The following is a 24,323-nucleotide window of genomic DNA, read 5'->3' as shown; positions in this document are numbered from 1 at the left end:
ATGGGCGTCGTCGATGTCGCCATCGGTGACGGTCGAAGGGAGGCGCCGTGGCGGTGACCCTCACCCCGACGCGTCCGGACGCGGCCGGCCGCCAGCCCTCCGGCGACCCGTCGTCCGGATCCGCCCGTCGGATCCGCCCCACCGGGCCACGGCGACCGCCCGGGCGTCGGTGGCGATCGGCCCCGCTTCGGTCCGGGCAGATCGTCACCACCCAGGTGGTGGCGGCGGCGATCGTCGTGGTGGCGGGCCAGGGTCATCTGGCGACGGCCGCCACGACACTCGCGGCGGCCGTGCTGCTCACCGTGACCTGGAGTCGGGTCCGCCGACGGTGGCTGCACGAGTGGCTGGTCATCGGCGTCGGCTTCCTGGCCCGGCGGCACGCCGCCAGACCCGACGACGGCCCCACCGAGCTGCTCGATCTGGTGAACCCCGACACCGTGATCCGTCGCGTCGAGCTGGGCGACGGTTCCCTCGCGGTGCTGGACGACCCGGGCGGCCTGGTGGCGCTGTTGGAGATCGGCGATCCGGCCGACCTGCTCGGTGACCGCGAGCAGCCGCTACCGTCGCCCGCGTCGCTGCTCCCGGCGGAGACCGACCCGGGGCCGCCGGTACGCGTACAGCTTCTCCTGACCGGTACGCCGGCACCGGCGGTCGGTGCCGGCGGCGGTGCGGCGGCCGTCTCGTACCGTCAGCTCACCGACGGACAGCTGGCCGGGCGGGAACGGGCGGTGCTGGCGGTGCGGGTGTCGCGGGCGCGCGGCTGGCCGGAGGAGACGCTGCGGCACGCCCTCGCGGGCACCGTGCGGCGGATCGTCCGGCGGCTGCGACCGTTGGCCGTGCGCCCGATGGGCGAGCAACCGATCCGGCGGGTGCTCGCCGAGTTCGCCCACCACGACGGACGTCCGGTCCGGGAATCCTGGCAGGCGGTCCGCTGCGGCGACCTACTGCAGACCACCTTCTGGTTGAGCCGCTGGCCGGGCGGGCAAGCGGCCACATTCGTGCCCCGGCTGTGGACGTTGCCGGCCACCGCGATCACGGTGTCACTGCCCGCCGGGACGGAGCGACCGCCGGCGAGCGGGCTGCTCGTGCGACTGGCCGCGGCAACACCCGCCGAGTTGTCCGACGCGGCCCGGCAGTTGCGGCGGACGGCGGTCGCCGAGGGCGTGACGGTGGAACGGCTCGACGGCCGGCAGTTGGACGCACTCGCCGGAACGCTGCCGTTGGCCCGGCCCGGGACACCGCTGCTGACCGGTGCCGGGAATCCGAAGCGGGTGGCGCGGTACGGCGCCGTGGACCTGGTGCGGGAGGTGCCGTTCGGCGGTGCCGGGTTGGTGCTCGGCGTCAACCGGCACGGCGACGCCGTCACGGTCCGGCTGTTCCGGCCGGAGAGCACCCGGCTGATGATCGTCGGTGGGGTGTCCGTCGCCCAACTGGTCGCCGTGCGCGCGATGGCGCTCGGTGCCCGCGTGATCGTCCAGACGGCCCGGCCGCACGCCTGGGCTCGATTCGTCCGGGACACCGGTGTGCCGGGTGGGCCTGTTTCGCTGGTACCGCCGGGCCGCCCGGTCACCGGAGCGCCCGGCACGCCGCTCGCCCCGGTGCTCGTGGTGCTGGACGCCGCACCGCCGGCCGGTCCCCGCCCGGGCACCGCCTGGCACACCACGTTACTGGTCCGCGACGTGCTGACCCCCGCCGACGCGGACGCGTTGGGCCGGGTTGACCTGGCGGTGTTCCAGCCGCTCAGCCGGGCGGAAGCCAGCGTAGCCGGCAACGCGCTGGGGCTGGGCGACGCGGCGGAGTCGCTGACCCGCAGCCGGCACGACATGCTCGCCGTGGTCAACCGACGCGCCCTGCGGTGGGCACTGCTCGCCCGCACCCCGATCGAGACGCAGCTCATCGACGCCCGAGCCATCGACCGAGCAGGATGATCTCGCGGGTTCCCCCCGTGCGCCCGCCGTGGCACCATGCCCGCCATGGGTTTTCTGAAAGGTCTACTGATCCGGGTCGGCGCCACGGCGGTGGCCTTCTGGCTGGCCACACTGCTCATCCCCGGCATCTCGCTCGACACGGAATCGATCTCCGAGACGATCCTGACCCTGATCCTCGTCGCGGTCATCTTCGGGGTCGTCAACGGAGTGCTCCAGCCGATCATCAAGACCGTCGGCTGCGGTTTCTACCTGCTCACCCTCGGTCTGATCGCACTCGTGGTGAACGGTCTGCTGTTCCTGCTCACCGGCTGGATCGCGGATCAGGCGGGGCTGCCCTTCGACGTCGACGGCTTCTGGCCGGCCGCGGTGCTGGGTGCGCTCTTCGTCGGGATCGTCACCTGGATCCTCGGCGCCATCCTCGACCGCGACTGACCGCGACACCGACCCTGCCGGTGGTCACCGCCCGACGGTGGCCACCCCGGCAGGGCGGTCGCGCCGGCCATATCGCGGGAATTGGCTGCGGAAACGGCCATCCGGAGGCACTAGCTTCGACCGGGTGTTCACTATCTGCCGCGTCGACGGCTACACGATCAGCACCGATCCGGCCCGGCTCGACCTGGATCTCGTACACGGCTGGCTCAGCCGGGACGCGTACTGGGCGCTCGGGCGGGACCGGGAGACGGTGACCCGGGCGTTCGCCGGCTCCCTCGGCTTCGGCGTGTACCGGCCGGCGGACGGCCGGCAGGTCGCCGTCGCCCGGGTCATCACCGACCGGGCCACCTTCGGCTACCTCTGCGACGTCTACGTCGACCGGGCTGAGCGGGGTCGCGGGCTGGGCACCTGGCTGGCGGGCGCGGTCCGCGACCACCTGGCCGAGTTCGGCGTACGCCGGATCCTGCTGGCCACCAACGATGCGCACGGGGTCTACGCGAAGGTCGGCTTCGACCCCGTACCCGCCGACCGCTGGATGGAACTCGACCGGCGCGACCAGGCCGTGAGTCCGCTCACCAGCAAGGATCGACAACCCGGTACGCCCCTTACGGTGGAGCCGTGACGTCGCTCCGCCTCGGCTACCTCTACGGTCTCGGTGCGTACCTGCTGTGGGGGTTCTTTCCGCTCTACTTCAAGCTGCTCCGCCCGGCCGGTCCGCTGGAGATCCTGGCCCACCGGGTGGTGTGGTCCGTCGCCTTCGTCGCGCTGCTGCTCGTCGCGCTGCGCAACGTCGGCTTCCTGCGGTCCCTGCTGCGCCGGCCCCGGACCCTCGCGGGGATCGGTGCCGCCGCCACGCTGATCGCGGTCAACTGGTTCACCTACATCTACGGCGTCAACTCCGACCGGGTGGTGGAGACCGCCCTCGGCTACTTCATCAACCCGCTGGTGGTGGTCCTGCTCGGGGTGCTGGTGCTGCGCGAGCGGCTGCGCCCGGCGCAGTGGTCGGCGCTCGGCGTCGGTGCCCTGGCCGTGGCCGTGCTCACCGTCGACTACGGTCGGCTGCCGTACCTCGCGCTCATCCTGGCGTTCACCTTCGGTGGATACAGCCTGGTGAAGAAGCGCCTCGGCCTGCCCGCGGCGGAGGGTCTGTTCGTCGAGTCGGCTGTGCTGTCGCTGCCGGCGCTGGGCTACCTCGGCTGGCTCGCCGCCACCGGTGACGCCGCGTTCGGCCACGTCTCGGCCGGGCACACGGCCCTGCTGGTGCTCGCCGGGGCGTTGACCGCGATCCCGCTGCTGCTCTTCGCCGGTGCCGCCAACCGGCTGCCGCTGACCGCCCTCGGGATGCTCCAGTACGTGGCGCCGATCCTCCAGCTCGGCTGCGGCGTACTGATCTTCCACGAGCCGATGCCGCCGGCCCGGCTGGCCGGCTTCGCCCTGGTCTGGCTCGCGCTGATCGTCTTCACCGCCGACGCCGTGCGCCAGGCACGGCACACCCGGCGGCTGCGTCTGGACGCCGCCGTGCCCGCCACGGCGGCGATCGCCACCAGCCGCTGAGGTCTCCCGCCGCTGAGCTTCCGGCTCAGCGGACCTCGTAGGCGAGCACCGGAGTGCCGTCGGCACGGATCAGTTCCAGCCGGACCAGCTCGGCGTTGGTGAACCGGGTCGCCCCGGTGATCCGCAGGTCGTCGCCGGGGGCGGCGAGCCAGGAGCCGATCTGCTCCTGCGAGCCGTCCCCGGCGTGCGCCACCAGCCGGAAGGCGTTCGCCTTGCCGTACCCGGCCCGCTCGTCGTAGCCGCAGTGCATGGTCACCTCGGTGCCCCAGTCGGTGCCGGTCAGCCCGATCTCGGCATGCACCGGCACCGTGCCGGCGACCGGCTGCATCTGCACCATCCGCACCTGGGTTCCCGGCCCGGTCGGCACCTGCCCGGGCAGCATGGTGGCCGCCCCGAAGCCGACCACCAGGGCGAACGCGGCGGCGGCCAACCCGATGACCGCGTACCGCAGCCGACCGGCCTGCCGCTCACGACGTCGGCGCTCCCGGGCGACGTTGAGCAGCTCGGGCACCCGGGGGTTCTCCGGCGGTGGGAGGAACTGTTCCAGGCTGGCCGGATCCAACCGGCCGAGCAGGCCGGGCAGCACGGCGATCTCGGAGACCGACTGCTGACAGGCCGGGCAGTCGGCGAGATGCCGTTCGTAGGCCACCCGGTCGGCTGGGGAGAGCGCGCCCAGCACGTACGCCCCGTCGTCGTACGCGAACTCGCAACGGTTCATCCGGTCACCCCCATCTCGGCCAGTACCAGCCGCAGGGAGCGCAGCGCGTAGTGGGTGCGGGACTTCACCGTGCCCGGCGGAACCCCCAGCCGCGACGCCGCCTCGGAGACCGACCGTCCCTGGTAGAAGCACTCCACCAGGACATCGCGGTGCGAGGGACTGAGCCGGTTGAGGGCCTCCGCCACCGTCCACGCCTCGACGGCTCGCTCGGTTTCGTCGACGACCTCCGGCGGCTCGGGAAGTTCGTCGGTGTAGATCTCGCCGACCCGGGTGGACCGCCGCCGCCAGGCGTCGATCGCCAGGTTGCGGGCGGTGGTGAAGAGCCAGGCGCGCACCGAACCACGCCGGGGGTCGAGCGACTCCGGATGCCGCCAGGCCCGCAGCAGCGTCTCCTGCACCAGGTCCTCGGCGCGCTGCCGGTCGCCGTTGACCAGCCGCAGCGCGTGCGCGTACAGCGCCTCGGCATGCTCGTCGTGCAGGGCGCGCAGCAGGTGGGCGTCGTGGTCGCTGATGGTCTTCTCCTCGCTCTCGGCGCGAGCGGGCGCGGTGTTACGACCAGAGATACGTGCTGTCACGCCGAACGGTTCATTCCCAGCTCAACCTGGGATTCCCGGGGATGGAGTTCATCGCTGGTTCACATCGACGCCGACCCACGCTCACCGCGCCGCCCTAGCGTCCGGCGGGTACGCGTCGGTGACCTGCACCGACGTGCACCGACCCTCAGGAGGATCCTCCCCATGAGCGACCGTCCCCGGCTGCTCCCGCTGCTGGGCACCCCTCGCCACGGCAGCCGCGACGCCATGACCTGCCTGTACCGCTGCGGCAACGCCTGTGACCATCCGGTACCCAACACCTCCGACAACGCGTACTTCGGTGACGTGGTGAACGCCGAGGTCAGCCGCCGCGGCGTGGTCCGCGCCGGGGCGGTCGGCGCCCTGGTGCTCGGTTTCAGCGGCGCCGCGGCCGGCGCGCTGGCCGGTGCGGCCCCCGCCGCCGCGGCCCCGGTCCCCCCGGTGCCGCCGGCCGGTCAGCCGGCGGCGGCCGGCCGACGTCCGGGCAGCGGTGCCCTGAGCTTCAAGCCGATCCCGCCGAACACCCTCGACACGTTCGTCGTACCGAACGGCTACGACCACGCCGTCGTCATCCGCTGGGGTGACCCGGTGGTGCCCGGTGCGCCGGAGTTCAACCTGCGCCGGCAGACCGCCGCCGCGCAGGCCAAGCAGTTCGGCTACAACAACGACTTCGTCGGCGTGCTTCCGTTGGACAAGCGCGGCAAGCGGGCGCTGCTCGTGGTCAACCACGAGTACACCAACGAGGACCTGATGTTCCCGGGCTTCACCAGCCAGGATGCGCTCAGCGTCGAGCAGGTGAAGGTGGCGATGGCCGCACACGGCATGTCCGTGGTGGAGATCGAGCGGGTCGCCGGCACCGGCCAGTGGCAGGTCGTCGACTCCGGCCGCCGGCCGTACAACCGTCGCGTCGACGCGCTGAGCAGCAAGTTCGAGCTGACCGGCCCGGTCGCCGGCTCGTCGTTCGTGAAGACGGCCGCCGACCCGAAGGGCCGTACGGTCATCGGCACGCTCAACAACTGCGCCGGCGGCGTCACCCCCTGGGGCACGGTGCTCTCCGGTGAGGAGAACTTCAACCAGTACTTCGTCGGCGGCGACGCGGCGCCGGAGTCCGAGAAGGCCCGGCTGGCGCGCTACGGGATCAGCACCACCGCCCGCTACCCGAGCGGCAGCCGCAAGTGGGACCGGGCCGCGGAACGCTTCGACCTCGCCAAGCACCCGAACGAGGCGAACCGGCACGGCTGGGTCGTGGAGATCGATCCGTTCGACCCGGAGAGCCGCCCGCGCAAGCACACCGCGCTCGGCCGGTTCAAGCACGAGGGCGCGAACGTCATCGTCGCGCGCAACGGGCACGTGGTCGCGTACATGGGCGACGACGAGCGCTTCGACTACCTGTACAAGTTCGTCTCGGACAAGAAGTTCATGAAGGGTGACTCCTGGGTCGCCCGCAAGCACAACCTGACGCTGCTGGAGTCGGGCACCCTCTATGTCGCCAAGCTCGACCAGACCAGCGCCGGTGAGATCGACGGCTCCGGCACCCTGCCCAGCGACGGTGCTTTCAACGGCCGGGGCCGCTGGATCAAGCTGGTCAGCGGCAACCGCTCCTACGTGGACGGGATGACCGCCGCCGAGGTGCTGACCTTCACCCGGTTCGCCGGGGACAAGGTCGGTGCGACCAAGATGGACCGTCCGGAGGACGTCGAGCCGAGCCTGCTCACCGGCAAGGTGTACGTGGCGTTGACCAACAACTCCAACCGTGGGGTCGGCAGCAACCCGGCGCCGGACGAGGCCAATCCGCGTACCGCCAACCGGCACGGGCAGATCCTGGAGCTGGTCGAGGACCGGGGGGACAACACCTCCGACACGTTCACGTGGTCGCTGCCGATCGTCTGTGGCGACCCGGCGGACCCGTCGACCTATTTCGCCGGGTACGACAAGACCAAGGTCTCGCCGATCTCCTGCCCGGACAACGTGGCGTTCGACGCCACCGGCAACCTCTGGATCTCCACCGACGGCAACGCGTTGGGCAGCAACGACGGCCTCTTCGCCACCGCGACCGAAGGCCCCGAGCGCGGCCACCTCAAGCAGTTCCTGACCGTGCCGGTCGGTGCGGAGACCTGCGGTCCGTTCATCACCGAGGACAACCGCTCGGTCTTCGTGGCCGTACAGCACCCGGGTGAGATCACCGGTGCCACGGTCGACAACCCGGCCTCCACCTGGCCCGACGGCGATTACGCCAAGCCGGGCGTGGTGGTGACCTGGCGGCTGGACGGCGGACCGGTCGGTAGCTGACCCCGCCCCGGCACCGCGCCGGCCGCCGATCCGACGGCCCTCTCCCCACCAGGGAGGGGGCCGTCTCGGCGGGCGGCGACGGTCAGTTGTCGGCGGCCAGGCCGTCGGCGATGGTGCGGGCGGCGGTCAGCAGTTTCGTCCGGACCACCCGGGCGGAGGTCATCATCTCGCTGGCCGGCAGCGCACAGGCGAGCACGGTCCGCCGTTCCATGTCCTTGTCCGGGCTCACCAGGACGGCGGCGCAGGCCACGCCCTGCCGGAACTGGCCCAGCTCCAACTGCATCCCGCGCCGCTCCCCCGCCGACAGGTCGGCCTCGAAGGCCTCAGGGGTGGTGAGGGTGGCGCTGGTGAACGGACGCATCCCGTACTCGCGCAGGTAGCGGTGGCGCTGTTCGGCGGTGAGCGTGGCGAGCAGGGCCTTGCCGAGTGCGGTGGCGTGGGCGCCCTCGTCGAACCCGGGAACGAGATCCTCCAGGTACGGCGACCGGTTGCCCTCCGCCACCGCGGTGATCGCCACCTGGCCACCCACGAACCGGCCCAGAAAATGACTCCAGCCGGTCTCCAGGGCGGCCCGACGCAGGCTCTCCCCGATCGCCGGTGAGCCGCGGAACGCGGAGACCAGCTCGCGGTAGCGGTCGGCCACCTCCAGCCCCACGATGTACGTGCCGTCCTCCCGACGGATCACGTAGCCCTCGTACGCGAGGGTGCGAACCAGGTGGTACGTGGTGGCCACGGTCAGCTCACAGCGACGGGCGATCTGTTTGACCGTCAGGCCCCGTGGGGCACGACCGACCGACTCGAGCACTCGAAGCGCGCGGGAGACACTTCGGATCAGGTCCGAAGGTTCCGCCAGGGGGTCACGCACAACCACCTCCGCCACCGGGGACTTACACCATATGAAAAAGCGGCCCGCCGCGAAACGCCTGATCGGGTGGATGATCCAAGGTTCCCGAACACTCGATGTGAAGTTCACCTCACTTTCCGTCGCCGTGATGCGGCTGGCGTAGGTTGGCCGCACCATGACCCACATCGCCCCTGCGCATACCTCGGCAACCGCCGCACGACCCATCCGGGCCAGTGCGGTCGCGGTCATCGTCACGATCGTCTGCGTCCTGCCGGTCTTCCTGGTCGGCGGCCTCGCCGTGCAGATGCGGGAGGAGTTGGGCTTCTCTCCCGCCGGCCTGGGACTTGTCGTGGCGGTCTACTTCGGCGTCGGTGCCCTCGCCTCGGTGCCCTCGGGCGCGCTCGTGGAACGGTGGGGCGCGGCCGTGGTGGCCCGCGCCGGCATCGGGGTGTCCGCCGGCGCCCTGCTGGCCGTGGCGGTGGTGGCCAGGTCGTATCCGGTGCTCGTTGGTCTGCTCGCCCTCGCCGGCACCGCGAACGCGCTCGGCCAACTGTCCAGCAACGCCCTGCTCGCCCGGCACGTCCCGCCCCGCCGGCAGGGCCTGTCGTTCGGCGTCAAGCAGGCGGCCATCCCGGTCTCCACACTGCTCGCCGGCGTGGCGGTACCCACCCTCGCGCTGACCGTCGGTTGGCGTTGGGCCTTCGTGGCGGCGGCCGGTGCGGCACTTGCCGCGCTGCCCGCCGTATCCGCACAGGACGCCCAGCCGGCCCGGCGGCGCACCGGACGGACCGGCGGCGCGAGGCCCGGACTGATCCTGGTCGGGGTGGCCGCGACCCTGGCCGCGGGGGCGGCGAACGCCCTGGGCACCTTCGTGGTCGACGCCTCGGTGGACCGGGGTCTCAATCCGGGAATGGCCGGGCTCACCCTGACCCTCGGCAGCGCGGTCTGCGTCGCGGCCCGGATCGGAATCGGCTGGTTGGCCGACCGCCGCACCGGCGGACACGTCGCGGTGATCGCCGGTCTGCTGGTGACCGGCGCGCTGGGGCTGGGCCTGCTCGCCGCGGCCGGCCCCGGCCCGCTGGTGGTCGGCGTGGTGCTCGGCTTCGGTCTCGGCTGGTCCTGGCCCGGGCTGATGAACTTCGCGGTGGTCCAGCTGCATCCGCAGGCACCGGCCGCCGCCACCTCGATCACCCAGACCGGGGTGTACGCCGGCGGCTGTGTCGGCCCGCTCGCCCTGGGCCCGCTGGCCGCCGCGGCCGGCTACCCCGCGATGTGGCTGGCCGCCGCCGCCGCGATGCTGGCCGCCGCCGCCCTCATGCTCACCGCCACCCCACTCCTCGCCACCCCCCGCTGATCCCCCGCGCCCGCGCCCGCCCCCGTCACGGTGACCAAGAGGTTTGCGTCTGGATCCGCCCGGACGGCGACCAGAACTTCTTGATCAACCCGATGGTGGGTGGGGTCGGTGGGGATGGGTCAGCTGGTGCGGTCGGCGATGTGGTCGCAGAGGGATTCGAGGGCGCGACGGGCCGGGCCGGCGGGCAGGGGTGCCAGTTGGGCGCGGGCGTCCTCGGCGTAGCTGCGGACGGTCTCGCGGGCGCGCTTGAGCGCCGGACTCTCGCGAAGCAGGCCGAGCGCCTCGGCGTGCAGGGCGTCGTCAGTCAGCGGCCCGGTGGCCAGGATCTCCCGCAACCGCACGGAGGCGGCGTCCGCGTCGTCGCCGGCGAGGGCGTAGAGCACCGGCAGGGTGGGCACGCCCTCCCGCAGGTCGGTGCCCGGTGTCTTGCCCGACTCGGTCGACTCGCTGGCGATGTCGAGCAGGTCGTCGGAGAGCTGGAAGGCCACCCCGATGGTCTCGCCGTACCCGGCCAGCGCCGCCACCTGCTCCGGGGCGGCCCCGCTGAACTGCGCCCCGAAATGCACGCTCGTGGCGATCAGGGAGCCGGTCTTCTCGGCGATCACCCGCAGGTAGTGCGCCACCGGATCGTCACCGGCCCGTGGGCCGATGGTCTCGGCGATCTGCCCGTGCACCAGCCGGGCGAACGTACGCGCCTGCAGGCGTACCGCCTCGGGACCAAGCTCGGCCGCCACGTCCGCGGCCCGGGCGAAGAGGTAGTCGCCGACCAGAATCGCGACCGAGTTGGTCCACCGGGAGTTGGCGCTGGGTGCGCCACGGCGCACGGACGCCTCGTCCATCACGTCGTCGTGGTAGAGCGTGGCCAGGTGGGTCAGCTCCACCACCACGGCCGCCGAGACGACCTCGGCGCGGGACGGGTCGCCGAACTGGGCGCCCAGGGCCACCAGCAGCGGCCGGAACCGCTTACCGCCGGCCTCCACCAGGTGCCGGGCCGCCTCGGTGACGAACGGGTCGGCGCTGGCGATGCTCGCCAGCAACTCCGCCTCGACCGCCGCCAGCACGCCGAGGACGGACTCCTCACTGCGCGAATCGGCGAGGTGAAGGCCGAGCGCGCCGAACTGAGCCGCGCCGGAACGGCTCCGGCGACCACCGGAGCCGGTGACACCTGAACCCTCGCCACCCCTAATCACCACGCCTCCAACCATGCCACACACGTTCGACCTGCACCGGACCGGGGATACGCGACGAGGGCCGGCCCACAGCGCGTGGTCCGGCCCTCGATCGGCAGGTCAGCCGTTACCGAACGAAGTCGGCGGCCGAGGAGGCGAGGTCGAGCAGCGGCGCTGGGGCCACACCGAGTACCAGCGTGGCGAGCACCCCGATCACCAGGGCGGCCGAGGTGAGCCCACCGGGCACAGCCACCGTCGGCGTCGCGTCACCCGGCTCGGAGAGCCACATCAGCACCACGACCCGCAGGTACGGGAAGGCCAGCACCATGCTGGTCAGCACGCCCGCGATGACCAGCCAGACCTGTCCACCGTCCAGCGCCGGACCGAACACCGCGAACTTGCTGGTGAAGCCGCTGGTCATCGGGATGCCCGCGAAGGCCAGCAGGACGAAGGTGAACACGGCGGCGTAGACCGGCGAGCGTCGCCCCAGCCCGGCCCAGCGGGACAGGTGGGTCGCCTCACCGTCGGCGTCGCGCACCAGGGTCACCACCGCGAACGCGGCCAGCACCGTGAAGCCGTACGCGACCAGGTAGAACATCGTGCCGGAAAGCCCACCGCTGCCCGGTGCGAGCACACCGACGAGCAGGTAGCCGGCGTTGGCGATGGACGAGTACGCCAGCAACCGCTTGATGTCGGTCTGCGTCACCGCGAACAGCGCGCCGACCAGCATGGTGAGCACCGCCACCGCACCCAGCACCGGGGTGAAGTCCCACCGGGCCCCCTCGAAGGCCACGTGGAACACCCGCAGCAGGGCACCGAACGCGGCGACCTTGGTGCAGGCCGCCATGAAGCCGGTCAACGGCGTCGGAGCACCCTGGTAGACGTCCGGCGTCCAGACGTGGAACGGAGCGGCCGCCGCCTTGAACAGCAGACCGATGGCGACCAGCGCCATACCGGCGAAGAGCAGCACCGGGCTGGCCGTCGAGTTCGCCACGGCCGCGTTCACGGTGGCGAAGTCCACCCCGGCGACCCGGTCGCCCAGGCCGGCGGTGAAGCCGTAGATCAGCGCCAGGCCGAACAGGAAGAAGGCCGAGGCGTACGCACCGAGCAGGAAGTACTTCATCGCCGCCTCCTGGCTCAGCAGCCGCCGGCGACGGGCCAGCGCGCAGAGCAGGTAGAGCGGCAACGAGAACACCTCGAGCGCGATGAACATGGTCAGCAGGTCGTTCGCCGACACGAAGATCAGCATGCCGCCGATCGCGAAGGTGGTGAGCGGGTACACCTCGCCCGCGCCACCGGCGTTCTCCGCCTGCCGGCGGTCCTCCGGCGAGTCGGCGGTCACCGCGGCCTGCGCGACGAACGCCCCGCCCCGCTCGACCGCCCGCTCGCCGAGCAGCAGCAGCGCCACCGCCGACAGCGCGAGGATCGCGCCCTGGAGGAACAGCGTCGGCCCGTCGACGGCGATCACCCCGATGGTGATCACCCGCTTGTCGGCGTTGACCACCACCATGGTCAGCGCCGCGAGCACCGCCAGCAGCGCCAACGGCAGCTGTACGGGGTGCCGCAGCCGCCGGGGCACGAACGCCTCGACCAGCACCCCGACGACCGCCGCGCCCAGCATGATCAGGATCGGCGCGATCGCCGCGTAGTCGATCGGCGGCAGTTCAAGCTCAGTCACAGGACCAGCCTTTCGTTCGCGACTGCGGGGCTCGCAAGCTCACTCCTCGCGCTCACGGAGCCAGCCTTTCGTCTCGCGACTGCGGGGCTCGCAAGCTCACTCTTCGCGCTCACGGAGCCAGCCTTTCGTCTCGCGACTGCGGGGCTCGCAAGCTCACTCCTCGCGCTCACCGGCTCGCCTCCTGGACGGTGTCTGCCGACGGGGCCGGGTCGGTCCGGCCGACGTCCTGCATGGTCGCCTGGATGGCGGGGTTGATCACGTCCGTCACCGGCTTCGGGTAGAAGCCGAGCACCACGATCAGCGCGATCAGGGGGGCCACGACGACCTTCTCGCGCAGGTTGAGGTCGCGCTTCATGCCGTCGATCTCGGTCAGCGCCGGGTTCAGGGTGCCCTGCGTGGTGCGCTGCACCATCCACAGCACGTACGCCGCCGCCAGGATGATGCCCAGCGTGGCGATCACGGCGACCGGCTTGTTCACCGTGAACGTGCCGATCAGCACCAGGAACTCGGAGACGAACGGCGCGGTGCCGGGCAGGGCCAGCGAGGCGAGACCGGCGAAGAAGAGCACGCCGGCCAGCACCGGCACCAGCTTGCCCGCGCCACCGAAGTCGCTGACCAGCGCCGAGCCCCGGCGCGCGATGAGCATGCCCACCACCAGGAAGAGCAGCCCGGTGGCGAGGCCGTGGTTGACCATGTAGAGCACCGCGCCGGTGCCCGCCTGGGTGGTGAAGGCGAAGATGCCCACGCCGATGAAGCCGAAGTGGGCGATCGAGGTGTACGACACCAGTCGCTTGAGGTCGTTCTGCCCGACGGCCAGCAGCGCCGCGTAGATGATCCCGATGACCGCCAGGGCCAGCGCCCACGGCGCGAACCACTGGGCGGCGTCCGGGAACAGCGGCAGGCAGTACCGCAGGATGCCGAAGGTGCCGACCTTGTCCAGCACGCCGACCAGCAGCGCGGCGGCACCGGCCGGCGCCGCGCCAACGGCGTCCGGCAGCCAGGTGTGGAACGGGAAGAACGGCGCCTTGATCGCGAACGCGACGAAGAACCCGAGGAAGAGCCAGCGCTCGGCGCCGGTGGAGATGTCCACCTGCGACAGCGCCACCCAGTCGAAGGTCTTGCCGCCGACCACCCACAGGCCGATCACGGCGGCCAGCATGAACAGACCACCGACGAGCGAGTAGAGGAAGAACTTCACCGCCGCGTACTGCCGCTGGTGGCCGCCGTAGCTGCCGATCAGGAAGTACATCGGCACCAGCATGACCTCGAAGAACACGTAGAACAGGAAGACGTCGGCGGCGGCGAAGACACCGATCATCGTGCATTCGAGGACGAGCAGCAGCGCGAAGTAGACCGGCACCGACCGTTTCGAGGACTCCGCGTCGTGCCAGGACGCCAGGATCACCAGCGGCACCAGCACCGCGATCAGCATCAGCATGACCAGCGCGATGCCGTCGGCGGCGAAGGTGAAGTTGACCCCCCAGTTCGGGATCCACGGGTACGACTCGCGGAACTGGAACCGGTCGCCACCGACCTGGAAGGTCACCCACATGACCACCGACAGCGCCAGCACCAGCAGCGACCAGCCGAGCGCGACCTGCTTGGCCAGCGTCGGCCGGCTGCGCGGCAGGAAGGCGACGACCACGGCGCCGACAAGCGGCGCCACGGTGAGCACCGAGAGGAACGGGAAGTCGGACATTATGCGGCCTTACCTCCGTCGTCACTGTGCGGTCCGCCGGCGACGGCCGCCTGTGAGGCCGACAGCCTCAAGAGGTCGATCACGCGAACCACCCCGCCTGTACGGCCAGGAAGGCGGCCACCACCAGCAGCGCGCCGGTCAGGATCGAGGTGGCGTACGACCGGACGAAGCCGGTCTGCAACCGCCGGAGTCGGCCCGATCCGCCACCGACGCCCGCGGCCAGGCCGTTGATCAGCCCGTCGATGCCCCGGTTGTCGAGGTAGACGAGCGCCCGGGTGAGGAAGATGCCCGGCTTCTCGAAGACCGCCTCGTTGACCGCGTCGGTGTAGAGGTTCTTGCGGGCGGCGGTGACCAGCACCCCGGCCGGCTGCGGCGCGGTCGCCGTCCCGTTGCGGAACAGGAACCAACCCAGCCCCGCACCGAGCACGGTGACCCCCTGCGCCAGGAAGAAGATCGCCAGGTGCGGCAGCACGCCGTGATGTTCCTCGGTCTCGGCGAGACCGGCGGTGGTGGTCAGCCAGTCCGGTACAGAGGTGGCCAGCAGGGCACCGCCACCCAGCGAGCCGACGGCCAGCAGGATCAGCGGGATGGTCATCAACGCTGGCGACTCGTGCGGGTGCTCGATGTCCTCGGTCCACCGCTTGGGCCCGTGGAAGGTGAGCACGAACAGCCGGGTCATGTAGAACGCGGTCAGTCCGGCACCGAGCAGCGCGGCCCCGCCGAACAGCCAGGCAGTCCACCCTTCCCGAGCGAACGCCGCCTCCACGATCGGCTCCTTGGAGAAGTAGCCGGAGAAGGGGATGATGCCGATGATCGCCAGCCAACCGGCGCCGAAGGTCAGCCAGGTGATCTTCATGTACTTCGCCAGACCGCCGAAGCGACGGATGTCCACCTGATCCTTCATGCCGTGCATCACCGAGCCGGCACCGAGGAACATGTTGGCCTTGAAGAAGCCGTGCGCCAGCAGGTGCACGATGGCCAGCGCGTACGCCGCGCCGCCCAGCCCGACGCCGAGGAACATGTAGCCGATCTGGCTGACCGTGGACCAGGCCAGCACCCGCTTGATGTCGTCCTTGGCGCAGCCGATGATCGCGCCGATGAGCAGGGTCAGCGCGCCTACGCTCACCACCACCAGCTGCAACGTGGCGTTGGCCGAGAAGATGATGTTGGAACGGGCGATCAGGTAGACACCGGCGGTGACCATCGTCGCGGCGTGGATCAGCGCCGACACCGGGGTCGGGCCCTCCATCGCGTCCGGCAACCACGCCTGGAGCGGGAACTGGCCGGACTTGCCGGCCGCGCCGAGCAGCAGCAGCACGCCGAGCACCAGTACGGTGCCGCCGGCCAGCGCGCCGATCCCGTTGAACACCTCGTCGTACTGGGTGGTGCCGAGGGTGGCGAACATGATGAAGATCGCGATCGCCAGGCCGGCGTCGCCGACCCGGTTCATCAGGAACGCCTTCTTACCGGCGGTGGCCGCGGCCGGCTTGGTGTACCAGAACGAGATCAACAGGTACGACGCCAGACCGACGCCCTCCCAGCCGAAGTACAGCATCACGTAGTTGTTGCCGAGCACCAGCAGCAACATGGCCGCGATGAACAGGTTGAAGTACGCGAAGAAGAGCCGGCGGCGTTCGTCGTGCGCCATGTACTCGACCGCGTACAGGTGGATCAGGAAGCCCACACCGGTGATCAGCAGGACGAAGACCCCGGCCAGCGGATCGAACAGCAGACCGAAGTCCACGCGCAGGCCGCCGACCGCGATGAAGTCCCAGAGGCTCAGCTCGACCGACCTGTTCTCCAGGCCGCGCAGGCCGAGGAAGTAGCTCAGGCCGAGCAGGAAGGCGGCACCGACCGCGGTCACCCCGAGCCAGTGCCCCCAGCGGTCGGCCCGCCGACCGAGCAGCAGCAGGATCGTGGCGCTGACCAACGGGATGGCCACCAGCAGCCAGACGCTGCTCAGCAGCCCGTCCGCCGTCGCGTACGAGACGGTCTCGGCCGGAGCAGCCTGGGCGTACGTCATGATTTCGTCCACCGGTGGGCCCCTCTAGTACTTCAGCAGGTTGGCGTCGTCGACGCTGGCGGAGCGTCGGGTGCGGAAGATCGCCATGATGATGGCCAACCCGACCACGACCTCGGCCGCCGCCACCACCATCACGAAGAACGCCATGATCTGGCCGTTGAGGTCACCGTTCATCCGGCTGAAGGTGACCAGCGCCAGGTTGGCCGCGTTGAGCATCAGCTCGACACACATGAACAGCACGATCGCGTTGCGCCGGACCAGCACCCCGGCGGCGCCGATGGTGAACAGCACCGCGGCGAGGACCAGGTAGTAGTTCGGCTCGACCGAGAAGAAGTCACTCATTTCTCAGTGCCCTTCAGCGTGGTCTCCTCGGCGGTCAGCTCCCGCACCGGCAGGACGTCCGGCGTGCTGCGGTCGCTCAGCCGGCCGTCCGGCAGGCGGGCCGGGGTGGCGACCGACGAGGAGGTGGCGAAGACACCCGGGCCGGGCTTCGGGCCGGGGTAGTTGCCCGGCGCGAAGCGGGCCTTCATGGTGGCCACCTGGTCGCGCTTGTCCTCCTTGCGCCGCTCGACGTGCGCCAGGATCATGCCGCCGATGGTGGCGGTGATCAGCAGCGCCGCGGTGAGTTCGAAGGCGAACACGTAGTCGGTGAAGAGCAACCGGGCGATGCCCTCCACGTTGCCGCCCGCGTTGGCCTGCTCCAGGCCGAGCGGGGCGCTGCCCTGCGTGGCCCGGTAGACCCCGCTGCCGAGCAGGCCGGCGAAGCCGAGCCCCAGCCCGATGGCGGCGAGCCGCTGGCCGCGCAGCACCTCGATCAGCGAGTCGGATGCCTCCCGGCCGACGAGCATCAGCACGAACAGGAAGAGCATCATGATCGCGCCGGTGTAGACGATGATCTGCACCATGCCGATGAACGGCCCCGCCTGGAGCACGTAGAACACCCCGAGGCTGAGCATGGTCAGCACCAGCCACAGCGCCGAGTGCACCGCGTTGCGGGCGACGACCATGCCGATCGCACCGGCCAGCGCGAGCGGAGCGAGGATCCAGAAGGTCACCGCCTCGCCGCCGGAGACCGCACCGGAGGCGGCGAGCAGCGTCGAGGTGCTCATGCCGACTCCCCCTTCTCCGCCTCGGCCCGCGCCGCGGCCTGCTCGGCACCGGGGAAGGTGACGCCCGGGTGCTCGTCGACCTGGTAACGCCCCGGTCCCATCGGCGAGCGTTCCGCCCCGGCGGAGGTGCCCGGGTTGGTGAGGCTGCCGACGTAGTAGTCCTTCTCGCTGTCGCCCAGCCGCATCGGGTGCGGCGGCTGCTCCATCCCCGGCAGCAGCGGTGCCAGCAACTGCTCCTTGGTGAAGATCAGGTCCTGGCGGTTGTCCCGGGCCAGCTCGTACTCGTTGCTCATGGTCAGCGAGCGGGTCGGGCAGGCCTCGATGCACAGTCCGCAGAAGATGCACCGCGCGTAGTTGATCTGGTAGACGCTGGCGTACCGCTCGCCCGGCGAGAACCGTTGCTCGTCGGTGTTGTCGCCACCCTCGACGTAGATCGCGTCCGCCGGGCAGGCCCAGGCGCACAGCTCACAGCCGATGCACTTCTCCAGCCCGTCCGGGTGCCGGTTGAGGATGTGCCGCCCGTGGTAGCGGGGGGCCGGCGTCGGCGGGGTGAAGGGGTAGTCGGTGGTGACGACCTTCTTGAACATGTGCGAGAAGGTGACCCCGAAGCCCTTGAACGTTCCGGTGATCGCGCCCACGTCACACCTCCTCAGAGTCCTGGCCGGCGGGGGCGTTGGCCGGCTCCCGCTCGGCGACCATGCGCCGGGTACGCGGGCTCGGTGGTACCTGCAGATCCAGCGGGGGCAGCGGGAAGCTGCCCGGCGGCCGGTTGTCGACCTGCTCGACGAGGGTCGGCTTCGGTGCCGCCTTGCGGCTCGGCCAGAACAGCGCGGCGAGCAGCACGATGCCGGCCGGGATGCCGATGGCGTACAGCCGGCTCTGGGTGTCCCAGTCGTCGATGGTGCGCAGGCCGGCGAGGACCACGATCCAGACCAGGCTGATCGGGATGAGCACCTTCCAGCCGAAGCGCATCAGCTGGTCGTACCGCAGCCGGGGCAGCGTGCCACGCAGCCAGACGAAGACGAAGACCAGCAGGATGACCTTGCCGAAGAACCAGAGCAGCGGCCACCAGCCGGAGTTGGCCCCCGACCACGCGGTGATCGGCCACGGCGCGTGCCAGCCGCCCAGGAAGAGCGTCACGGTGAAGGCCGACATGGTCACCATCGCGACGTACTCGCTGAGCATGATCAGCGCGAACTTGAGCGAGCTGTACTCGGTCATGAAGCCGGCCACCAGCTCCGACTCCGCCTCCGGCAGGTCGAACGGCGGCCGGTTGGTCTCGCCGACGATGGAGATGAAGAAGACGATGAAGCTGGGGAAGAGCAGCAGCGCGTACCAGCCCGGCGTCGGGATGTCGGCGCCGAACAGGCTCAGCTCGGTCGTGCTGCCCTGGGCGGCCACGATCTCGCTCGTGGACATCGTGCCGGCGAGCATGAACACCGCCACGATGGACAGCCCCAGCGCCACCTCGTACGAGATCAGCTGGGCAGCGGACCGCAGGCCGCCGAGCAGCGGGTAGGTCGAGCCGGACGCCCAGCCGGCGAGCACGATGCCGTAGACCGCCATCGACGAGAGAGCGAGCACCACCAGCACCGCGACCGGCACGTCGGTGACCTGCAACGGCGTCTGGTGGCCGAAGATGCTCACCATCGGGCCGAACGGGATCACCGACAGCGCGGTGACCGCGCAGATCACCGAGATGGCCGGGGCGAAGAAGTAGATGACCTTGTCCGCCGACTTCGGGAGGATGTCCTCCTTGAAGGCCATCTTCAGGCCGTCGGCCAGCGTCTGCAGCAGACCGAAGGGGCCGAGTTGGTTCGGGCCGGGCCGCACCGCCATCCGCCCCACCACCCGCCGCTCGAACCAGACACCGAGCAGGGTGCCGAGCAGGGCGACGACGAAGGCGAAGACGATCTTGCCGAGGATCAGCCACCACGGGTCGTGGCCGAAGTCGCTCAGCGACGGCGCCTGGGCGAGCGGGTTCATGCGACACCCCCGGAGGAGTTGAGGAGCGGGCCCGGACGGCCGGCCGCGTCGGCGGCGACCGGCTCGGTCGTGCCGGGCGCGGAGATCCGCACCACCGCGCCGGAGGTCGCGCCCAGGCTGCGCCGCACGGTCGAGCCGGGCGAGTTGGTGGGTAGCCAGACCACGCCGTCCGGCATCTCGGTGATCGCCGCCGGCAGGGTGAGCGCACCCCGCTCGGTGCCCACCGTGACCGGGTCGCCGTCGGCGACGCCGAGCGCCTCCGCGCTGCCCTTGCCCAGGCGGACCACTGGCGGACGGGCGGTGCCACCCAGGTGCTCGTCGCCGTCGGTGAGGCTGCCCAGGTCGACCAACTGATGCCAGGTGGCCAGGACCGCCTCGCCCGCGCCCGGCTGCGGCACCGACCCCGGCTGCACCGTGGGAGCGTCCGGGCGGCTCACCCGGGTCGCCGGCAGGCCGCCCAGCTCACGCCGGACGGTCAGCACGTCCCCGGTGCCCAGCCGCACGTCCAGCTGGGCGGCGAGCGCGTCGAGCACCCGCCCGTCGGTCATCGCGGCGGTGTTCAACACCGCGTCGAACGGGCGCAGCCGGCCTTCCCAGTCCAGGAAACTGCCGGCCTTCTCGACCACCGGTGCCACTGGGAGGACCACGTTCGCCCGGCGGGTGACGGCGCTGGCCCGCAGCTCCAGGCTGACCAGGAACGGCACCGCGTCCAGGGCCTGCTCGGCCAGCCGCGGGTCGGCCAGGTCCGCCGGATCGACGCCGGCCACCACGAGGGCACCGAGCTGACCCGCGGCGGCGGCGGCGAGGATGCCGTCGGTGTCCCGGCCGGCCTGGCTCGGGATCACCCCGGCCGGGATGTCCCAGGCCTCGCCCAGCTCGGCGCGGGCGGCCGGCTCGGTGACCAGGCGACCGCCGGGCAGCAGGTTCGGCAGGCAGCCGGTGTCGACCGCGCCACGGTCACCCGCGCGCCGCGGCACCCAGGCCAGCTTCGCCCCGGTACGCGCGGCCACCTCGGCGGCGGCGGACAGGCCACCCGGTACGGTGGCCAACCGCTCGCCGACGATCAGGATCGCCCCTTCGGCGCTGAGCGCCTCGGCGACCGTGGCGTGCTCGGCGAGCACCCCGGCCTCCTCGCCCGGCACCACCCGGGCCAGCTTGGCGCCGAGCTTCTCCAGGCCACGGGTGGCGAACGGGGCGATCGCGTACACCTTCAGCTTGTTCTTCAGGTACGCCTTGCGCAGCCGCAGGAAGAGGATCGGGCACTCCTCCTCCGGCTCCAGGCCGACCAGCACCACCGCCGGTGCGTTCTCGACGTCGGTGTAGGTGACGTCGGTGCTGCCGGCGACCGTACTGGCCAGGAAGTCGGCCTCCTCCCGGGAGACCGGGCGGGCCCGGAAGTCGATGTCGTTGGTGTGCAGCGCGACCCGGGCGAACTTCGCGTACGCGTACGCGTCCTCCACGGTCAGCCGACCACCGGTGAGCACGCCGGCACCCTGGCCGGTGTCCCGGGCGGCCCGCAGCCCTTCGGCGGCCACGCTGAGCGCCTCGCTCCAGGACGCCTCCCGCAGCTCGCCGGTGTGCTCGTCGCGGACCAGCGGGGTGGTGAGCCGGTCGACGGCGCGGGCGTACTGGAAGCCCCACCGCCCCTTGTCGCAGTTCCACTCCTCGTTGACCTGCGGGTCGTCCCCGGCCAGCCGGCGCTGCACCTTGCCGCGGCGCCAGTCGGTGCGCTGGGCGCAGCCCGCCGAGCAGTGCTCGCAGACGCTCGGGCTGGAGACCAGGTCGAACGGCCGGGCGCGGAAGCGGTACTGGGTGCCGGTGAGCGCGCCGACCGGGCAGATCTGCACGGTGTTACCGGAGAAGTACGAGTTGAACGGGACGTCGCCGTCCTCGCCCTCGGTCCCGTAGTCCTCGTCCCGGTAGATGTTGATCTCCTCGGCGGAGGAGCGGTTCATCAGGTCGATGAACTTGTCGCCCGCGATCTCCTCGGAGAACCGGGTGCACCGCTGGCAGAGCACGCACCGCTCCCGGTCGAGCAGCACCTGGGTGCTGATCGGCAGCGGCTTCGGGTACTCCCGCTTGTGCTCGTGGAACCGCGAGTCGGTGCGACCGGTCGACATCGCCTGGTTCTGCAGTGGGCACTCGCCGCCCTTGTCGCACATCGGGCAGTCGAGCGGGTGGTTGACCAGCAGCAGCTCCATGATCCCCTCCTGCGCCTTCTTGGCGACCGGAGAGGTGAGCTGGGTACGGACCACCATGCCGTCGGCGACGGTCTGGGTGCAGGAGGCGACGGGTTTGCGCTGCCCCTCCACCTCCACCAGGCACTGCCGGCAGGCGCCGGCCGGGGCCAGCAGCGGGTGGTCGCAGAAGCGGGGGATCTCGGTGCCCATCTGCTCGGCGACCCGGATCAGCAGCGCCCCCTTGGGGGCGGTGACCTCGACGCCGTCGATGGTGAGGGTGACCGTCTCGGTCGGCTTGGCTACGTCCGTCACAGTGCTCGCCTTTCGCTCGCGGCTGCGGGGCTCGCTCCGCTCACTCCTCGCACTCGCATCAGTGGGCTCCCACCAACTGCTTGTCGGACAACTTCGGCGCGGTCCGTCCCTCGATGTAGTCGAGGTAGTCCTGCTTGAAGTACTTCAGCGACGAGGTCACCGGGCTGGTGGCGCCGTCACCCAGACCGCAGAACGAGCGGCCGAGGATGTTGTCGCAGGTGTCGAGCAGGGTGTCCAGGTCGTCCTGGGTGCCCTGGCCGGCCAGGATGCGCCGGTAGACCCGGACCATCCAGTAGTTGCCCTCCCGGCACGGGGTGCACTTGCCGCACGACTCGTGGTGGTAGAACTCCAGCCACCGGTAGGTCGCGTAGACCGGGCAGTCCTGGTCGGAGAAGATCTGCGTGGCCGTGGTGCCGAGGATCGAGCCGGCGGCGGCCACCCCCTCGAAGTCCAGCGGCACGTCCAGGTGCTCGGCGGTGAGCAGCGGGGTCGACGATCCGCCCGGGGTCCAGAACTTCAGGTTGTGACCCGGCTGCATCCCGCCAGCCAGCTCGATCAGCTCGCGCAGCGTGATGCCGAGGCCGCACTCGTACTGACCGGGGTTGGCGATCCGGCCGGAGAGCGAGTAGATCATCGGACCGGCGGACTTCTCCGTGCCCATCGACTTCCACCAGTCCGCGCCGCCCAGCACGATGTACGGCACGCTGGCGATGGTGCCGACGTTGTTGACCACGGTGGGGCTGGCGTACAGCCCGTGGGTCGCCGGAAACGGCGGGCGCAGCCGGGGCTGCCCCCGGAAGCCCTCCAGGGAGTCCAGCAGCGCCGTCTCCTCACCGCAGATGTACGCGCCGGCACCCGAATGGACCACCAGGTCCAGGTCGAAGCCCGAGCCGAGGATGTCCCGCCCCAGGTAACCCTTGGCGTACGCCTCGTTCACCGCGTTACGCAGCCGGCGGGCGGCGTGCACGGCCTCGCCCCGGATGTAGATGTAGGCCCGGTTGGCCCGGATCGCGTACGAGGCGATGATGACGCCCTCGACGAGCGAGTGCGGGTCGTGGGTCATCAGCGGCAGGTCCTTGCAGGTGCCGGGCTCACCCTCGTCGGCGTTGACCACGAGATAGTGCGGCTTGCCGTCGCCCTGCGGAATGAAGCCCCACTTGAGACCGGTGGGGAAGCCGGCGCCGCCGCGACCGCGCAGCCCGGAGTCCTTCACCAGCTGGATCAGGTCGTCCGGGTGCGCCTTGATCGCCTTGCGCAGCGCCGCGTAGCCGTCCAGCTTCTCGTAGGTGTCGATCCGCCAGGCGTCCGGAGACAGCCAGCGCTTGGTGAGCACGGGCGTCAACTTGGCCAGGGTCTGCGGCGCGGGCGTGGTCACTTCTGAGCCCCCTTGTCGTGCGCGGAATCCCGGCCACCGCCGTTGGATTCCGCTTCCCTGAGGTTGCGCTCCTGCGCCCCGGTGTCGTCACCGGCCGGCTTGCCGTCGCCCGCCGGCTTGTTGGCCGCCGCCCCCGCGGCCTCGGCGGCCCGGGCGTCGCCCGCCGCGGGCGGCTGCCCGTCGACGGGGGCCTTGGTGCCGGGCGCGTCCGGGACGGCGGTCTTCGCGTCCGGCTGCCGGGTCTCGGCGGTACGCACCTGCGGCGACTTGCGGTCCGGCGCCGGAACGTCGGGTGCGGTGCTGCCGGTCGGTGCGGCCTTCGCCGGGGTGGCCGGTGCCGGCTTGTCGCCCGCCTTGCCGCTGCGGATCGGGGTGTTCGGGTCGAAGCCCGGTGCCGAGATGCCGTGCTGCTGGGCCAGTCGCAGACCGCGCAGCGTCGGCTCGCCCGGCACCCCGTCGGCGACGGCGCCCTCCCGCTCGTCGGCGAAGCCGGCGAGCTGGACCGCCATCTCCTTCAGGGTGCAGAGGCGGGCACCACGGCTCGGCGTGGGCCGGCCACCGGCCCGCAGCTCGTCGACCACCCCGACCGCGGTCTGCGGGTCGACGCCGTCGAAGAAGTCGTAGTTGACGGTCATCACCGGGCCGTAGTCGCAGGCGGCCAGGCACTCGGCGTGTTCCAGGGTGATTGTGCCGTCGGCGGTGGTCTCGTCGTGTCCGACACCCAGGTGCTCGACCAGGGTGTCGTAGACCTCCTGGCCACCGAGCACGTTGCACATGGTGTTGGTGCAGACGCTGACCAGCCAGTCGCCGGTCGGCCGGCGCTTGTACATGGTGTAGAAGCTGGCCACCGCACCGACCTGGGCCTTGTTGAGGCCGAGCACCTCGGCGCAGAACGCCACGCCGGCCGGGGATACGTAGCCCTCCTCGGCCTGCACCAGGTGCAGCAGCGGCAGCAGGGCCGAGCGGGACCGGTCCGCCGGGTAGCGGGCGATGATCTCCCGTGCCCTGGTCCGCGTCTCGTCAGTGAAGACAGTCATCAGCGTCGCCTTCCGTTCCCGACTGCACCGGCGTCTGCCCGCGACTGCGGGGCTCGCTCCGCTC

At 71.2% G+C, this 24,323-nt stretch carries 19 protein-coding genes and 1 pseudogene; 6 read left to right on the top strand and 14 right to left on the bottom strand.

The features are described 5' to 3' along the window. Positions 1 to 47: 47 nt before the first annotated feature. The 4 genes from eccE to rarD all read left to right on the top strand — a co-directional run bounded on the left by eccE (position 48) and on the right by rarD (position 3,914). Positions 48 to 1,928 (top strand): type VII secretion protein EccE, encoded by a 1,881-nt coding sequence (eccE, locus tag O7597_RS13555; RefSeq protein ID WP_281582886.1) that lies wholly within the window; start codon positions 48 to 50, stop codon positions 1,926 to 1,928. A 45-nt stretch (positions 1,929 to 1,973) separates the two neighbouring features. After that, complete coding sequence (locus tag O7597_RS13550; protein WP_164446481.1) at positions 1,974 to 2,360, top strand: phage holin family protein; 387 nt, start codon at positions 1,974 to 1,976, stop codon at positions 2,358 to 2,360. A gap of 124 nt (positions 2,361 to 2,484) precedes the next feature. Continuing rightward, the gene (locus O7597_RS13545; protein WP_281582885.1) at positions 2,485 to 2,982 is read left to right on the top strand and encodes a GNAT family N-acetyltransferase; all 498 of its coding nucleotides are present in this window, start codon (positions 2,485 to 2,487) and stop codon (positions 2,980 to 2,982) included. Beyond that, positions 2,979 to 3,914 carry an EamA family transporter RarD gene (gene rarD, locus O7597_RS13540; RefSeq protein WP_269740249.1) on the top strand — a complete coding sequence of 312 codons (936 nt, stop codon included), beginning with the start codon at positions 2,979 to 2,981 and terminating at the stop codon, positions 3,912 to 3,914. Before O7597_RS13545 ends, rarD begins: the two co-directional genes overlap by 4 nt. A 25-nt stretch (positions 3,915 to 3,939) precedes the next feature. On the opposite strand, the gene O7597_RS13535 is transcribed toward rarD, so the two are convergent. Both O7597_RS13535 and O7597_RS13530 read right to left on the bottom strand, forming a co-directional pair. After that, positions 3,940 to 4,632 (bottom strand): zf-HC2 domain-containing protein, encoded by a 693-nt coding sequence (locus O7597_RS13535; RefSeq protein WP_269740250.1) that lies wholly within the window; start codon positions 4,630 to 4,632, stop codon positions 3,940 to 3,942. Then, positions 4,629 to 5,144: a sigma-70 family RNA polymerase sigma factor gene (locus tag O7597_RS13530; protein WP_164446784.1), complete on the bottom strand. Its 516-nt coding sequence runs from the start codon at positions 5,142 to 5,144 to the stop codon at positions 4,629 to 4,631. The genes O7597_RS13535 and O7597_RS13530 overlap by 4 nt, the downstream gene beginning before the upstream one ends. A gap of 225 nt (positions 5,145 to 5,369) precedes the next feature. On the opposite strand from O7597_RS13530, the gene O7597_RS13525 reads away from it, so the two are divergent. Further along, positions 5,370 to 7,493 carry a PhoX family phosphatase gene (locus O7597_RS13525; protein WP_281582884.1) on the top strand — a complete coding sequence of 708 codons (2,124 nt, stop codon included), beginning with the start codon at positions 5,370 to 5,372 and terminating at the stop codon, positions 7,491 to 7,493. An 82-nt stretch (positions 7,494 to 7,575) separates the two neighbouring features. Here O7597_RS13525 and O7597_RS13520 read toward each other — a convergent pair whose 3' ends face one another. Next, entirely contained in the window at positions 7,576 to 8,358 is a 783-nt protein-coding gene (locus O7597_RS13520; protein ID WP_269740252.1) for an IclR family transcriptional regulator C-terminal domain-containing protein, read from the bottom strand. A 154-nt stretch (positions 8,359 to 8,512) separates the two neighbouring features. On the opposite strand from O7597_RS13520, the gene O7597_RS13515 reads away from it, so the two are divergent. Next, positions 8,513 to 9,691 (top strand): MFS transporter, encoded by a 1,179-nt coding sequence (locus tag O7597_RS13515; protein WP_281582883.1) that lies wholly within the window; start codon positions 8,513 to 8,515, stop codon positions 9,689 to 9,691. Positions 9,692 to 9,810: 119 nt separating this feature from the next. Here O7597_RS13515 and O7597_RS13510 read toward each other — a convergent pair whose 3' ends face one another. The 11 genes and pseudogenes from O7597_RS13510 to nuoE form a co-directional block, all read right to left on the bottom strand. Then, on the bottom strand, positions 9,811 to 10,896 hold the full coding sequence (locus tag O7597_RS13510) for a polyprenyl synthetase family protein (RefSeq protein ID WP_269740254.1): 1,086 nt from the start codon (positions 10,894 to 10,896) through the stop codon (positions 9,811 to 9,813). Positions 10,897 to 10,987: 91 nt separating this feature from the next. Then, a complete protein-coding gene (gene nuoN / locus O7597_RS13505) occupies positions 10,988 to 12,538 on the bottom strand; it encodes an NADH-quinone oxidoreductase subunit NuoN (protein WP_269740255.1) in 1,551 nt (516 codons plus the stop codon). A gap of 166 nt (positions 12,539 to 12,704) precedes the next feature. Continuing rightward, positions 12,705 to 14,237 carry an NADH-quinone oxidoreductase subunit M gene (locus tag O7597_RS13500; RefSeq protein ID WP_281582882.1) on the bottom strand — a complete coding sequence of 511 codons (1,533 nt, stop codon included), beginning with the start codon at positions 14,235 to 14,237 and terminating at the stop codon, positions 12,705 to 12,707. 79 nt (positions 14,238 to 14,316) lie between these two features. Then, entirely contained in the window at positions 14,317 to 16,260 is a 1,944-nt protein-coding gene (gene nuoL / locus O7597_RS13495) for an NADH-quinone oxidoreductase subunit L (protein WP_269740257.1), read from the bottom strand. 24 nt (positions 16,261 to 16,284) lie between these two features. Beyond that, positions 16,285 to 16,602, bottom strand: coding sequence for an NADH-quinone oxidoreductase subunit NuoK (gene nuoK, locus O7597_RS13490; protein ID WP_013731028.1), 318 nt, complete (start codon positions 16,600 to 16,602; stop codon positions 16,285 to 16,287). After that, complete coding sequence (locus tag O7597_RS13485) at positions 16,599 to 17,369, bottom strand: NADH-quinone oxidoreductase subunit J (RefSeq protein ID WP_269740258.1); 771 nt, start codon at positions 17,367 to 17,369, stop codon at positions 16,599 to 16,601. The genes nuoK and O7597_RS13485 overlap by 4 nt, the downstream gene beginning before the upstream one ends. After that, entirely contained in the window at positions 17,366 to 18,007 is a 642-nt protein-coding gene (gene nuoI / locus O7597_RS13480) for an NADH-quinone oxidoreductase subunit NuoI (RefSeq protein ID WP_093404032.1), read from the bottom strand. Before nuoI ends, O7597_RS13485 begins: the two co-directional genes overlap by 4 nt. 1 nt (position 18,008) lies before the next feature. Further along, on the bottom strand, positions 18,009 to 19,355 hold the full coding sequence (gene nuoH, locus O7597_RS13475) for an NADH-quinone oxidoreductase subunit NuoH (RefSeq protein WP_269740259.1): 1,347 nt from the start codon (positions 19,353 to 19,355) through the stop codon (positions 18,009 to 18,011). Further along, positions 19,352 to 21,847 carry an NADH-quinone oxidoreductase subunit G gene (locus O7597_RS13470; RefSeq protein WP_269740260.1) on the bottom strand — a complete coding sequence of 832 codons (2,496 nt, stop codon included), beginning with the start codon at positions 21,845 to 21,847 and terminating at the stop codon, positions 19,352 to 19,354. Before O7597_RS13470 ends, nuoH begins: the two co-directional genes overlap by 4 nt. A gap of 58 nt (positions 21,848 to 21,905) precedes the next feature. Beyond that, positions 21,906 to 23,222: an NADH-quinone oxidoreductase subunit NuoF gene (gene nuoF, locus O7597_RS13465; protein WP_164446495.1), complete on the bottom strand. Its 1,317-nt coding sequence runs from the start codon at positions 23,220 to 23,222 to the stop codon at positions 21,906 to 21,908. Then, positions 23,219 to 24,265: pseudogene (gene nuoE, locus O7597_RS13460) on the bottom strand (NADH-quinone oxidoreductase subunit NuoE); the annotation flags it as partial. The pseudogene nuoE and the gene nuoF, both read right to left, overlap by 4 nt. Positions 24,266 to 24,323: the final 58 nt, after the last annotated feature.

The sequence above is a fragment of the Verrucosispora sp. WMMC514 genome, assembly GCF_027497295.1.
Lineage (GTDB): Bacteria > Actinomycetota > Actinomycetes > Mycobacteriales > Micromonosporaceae > Micromonospora > Micromonospora palythoicola.
The sequence above is the reverse complement of the archived record's forward strand: the minus strand, read 5'-3'. Positions and strand labels throughout refer to the sequence as shown.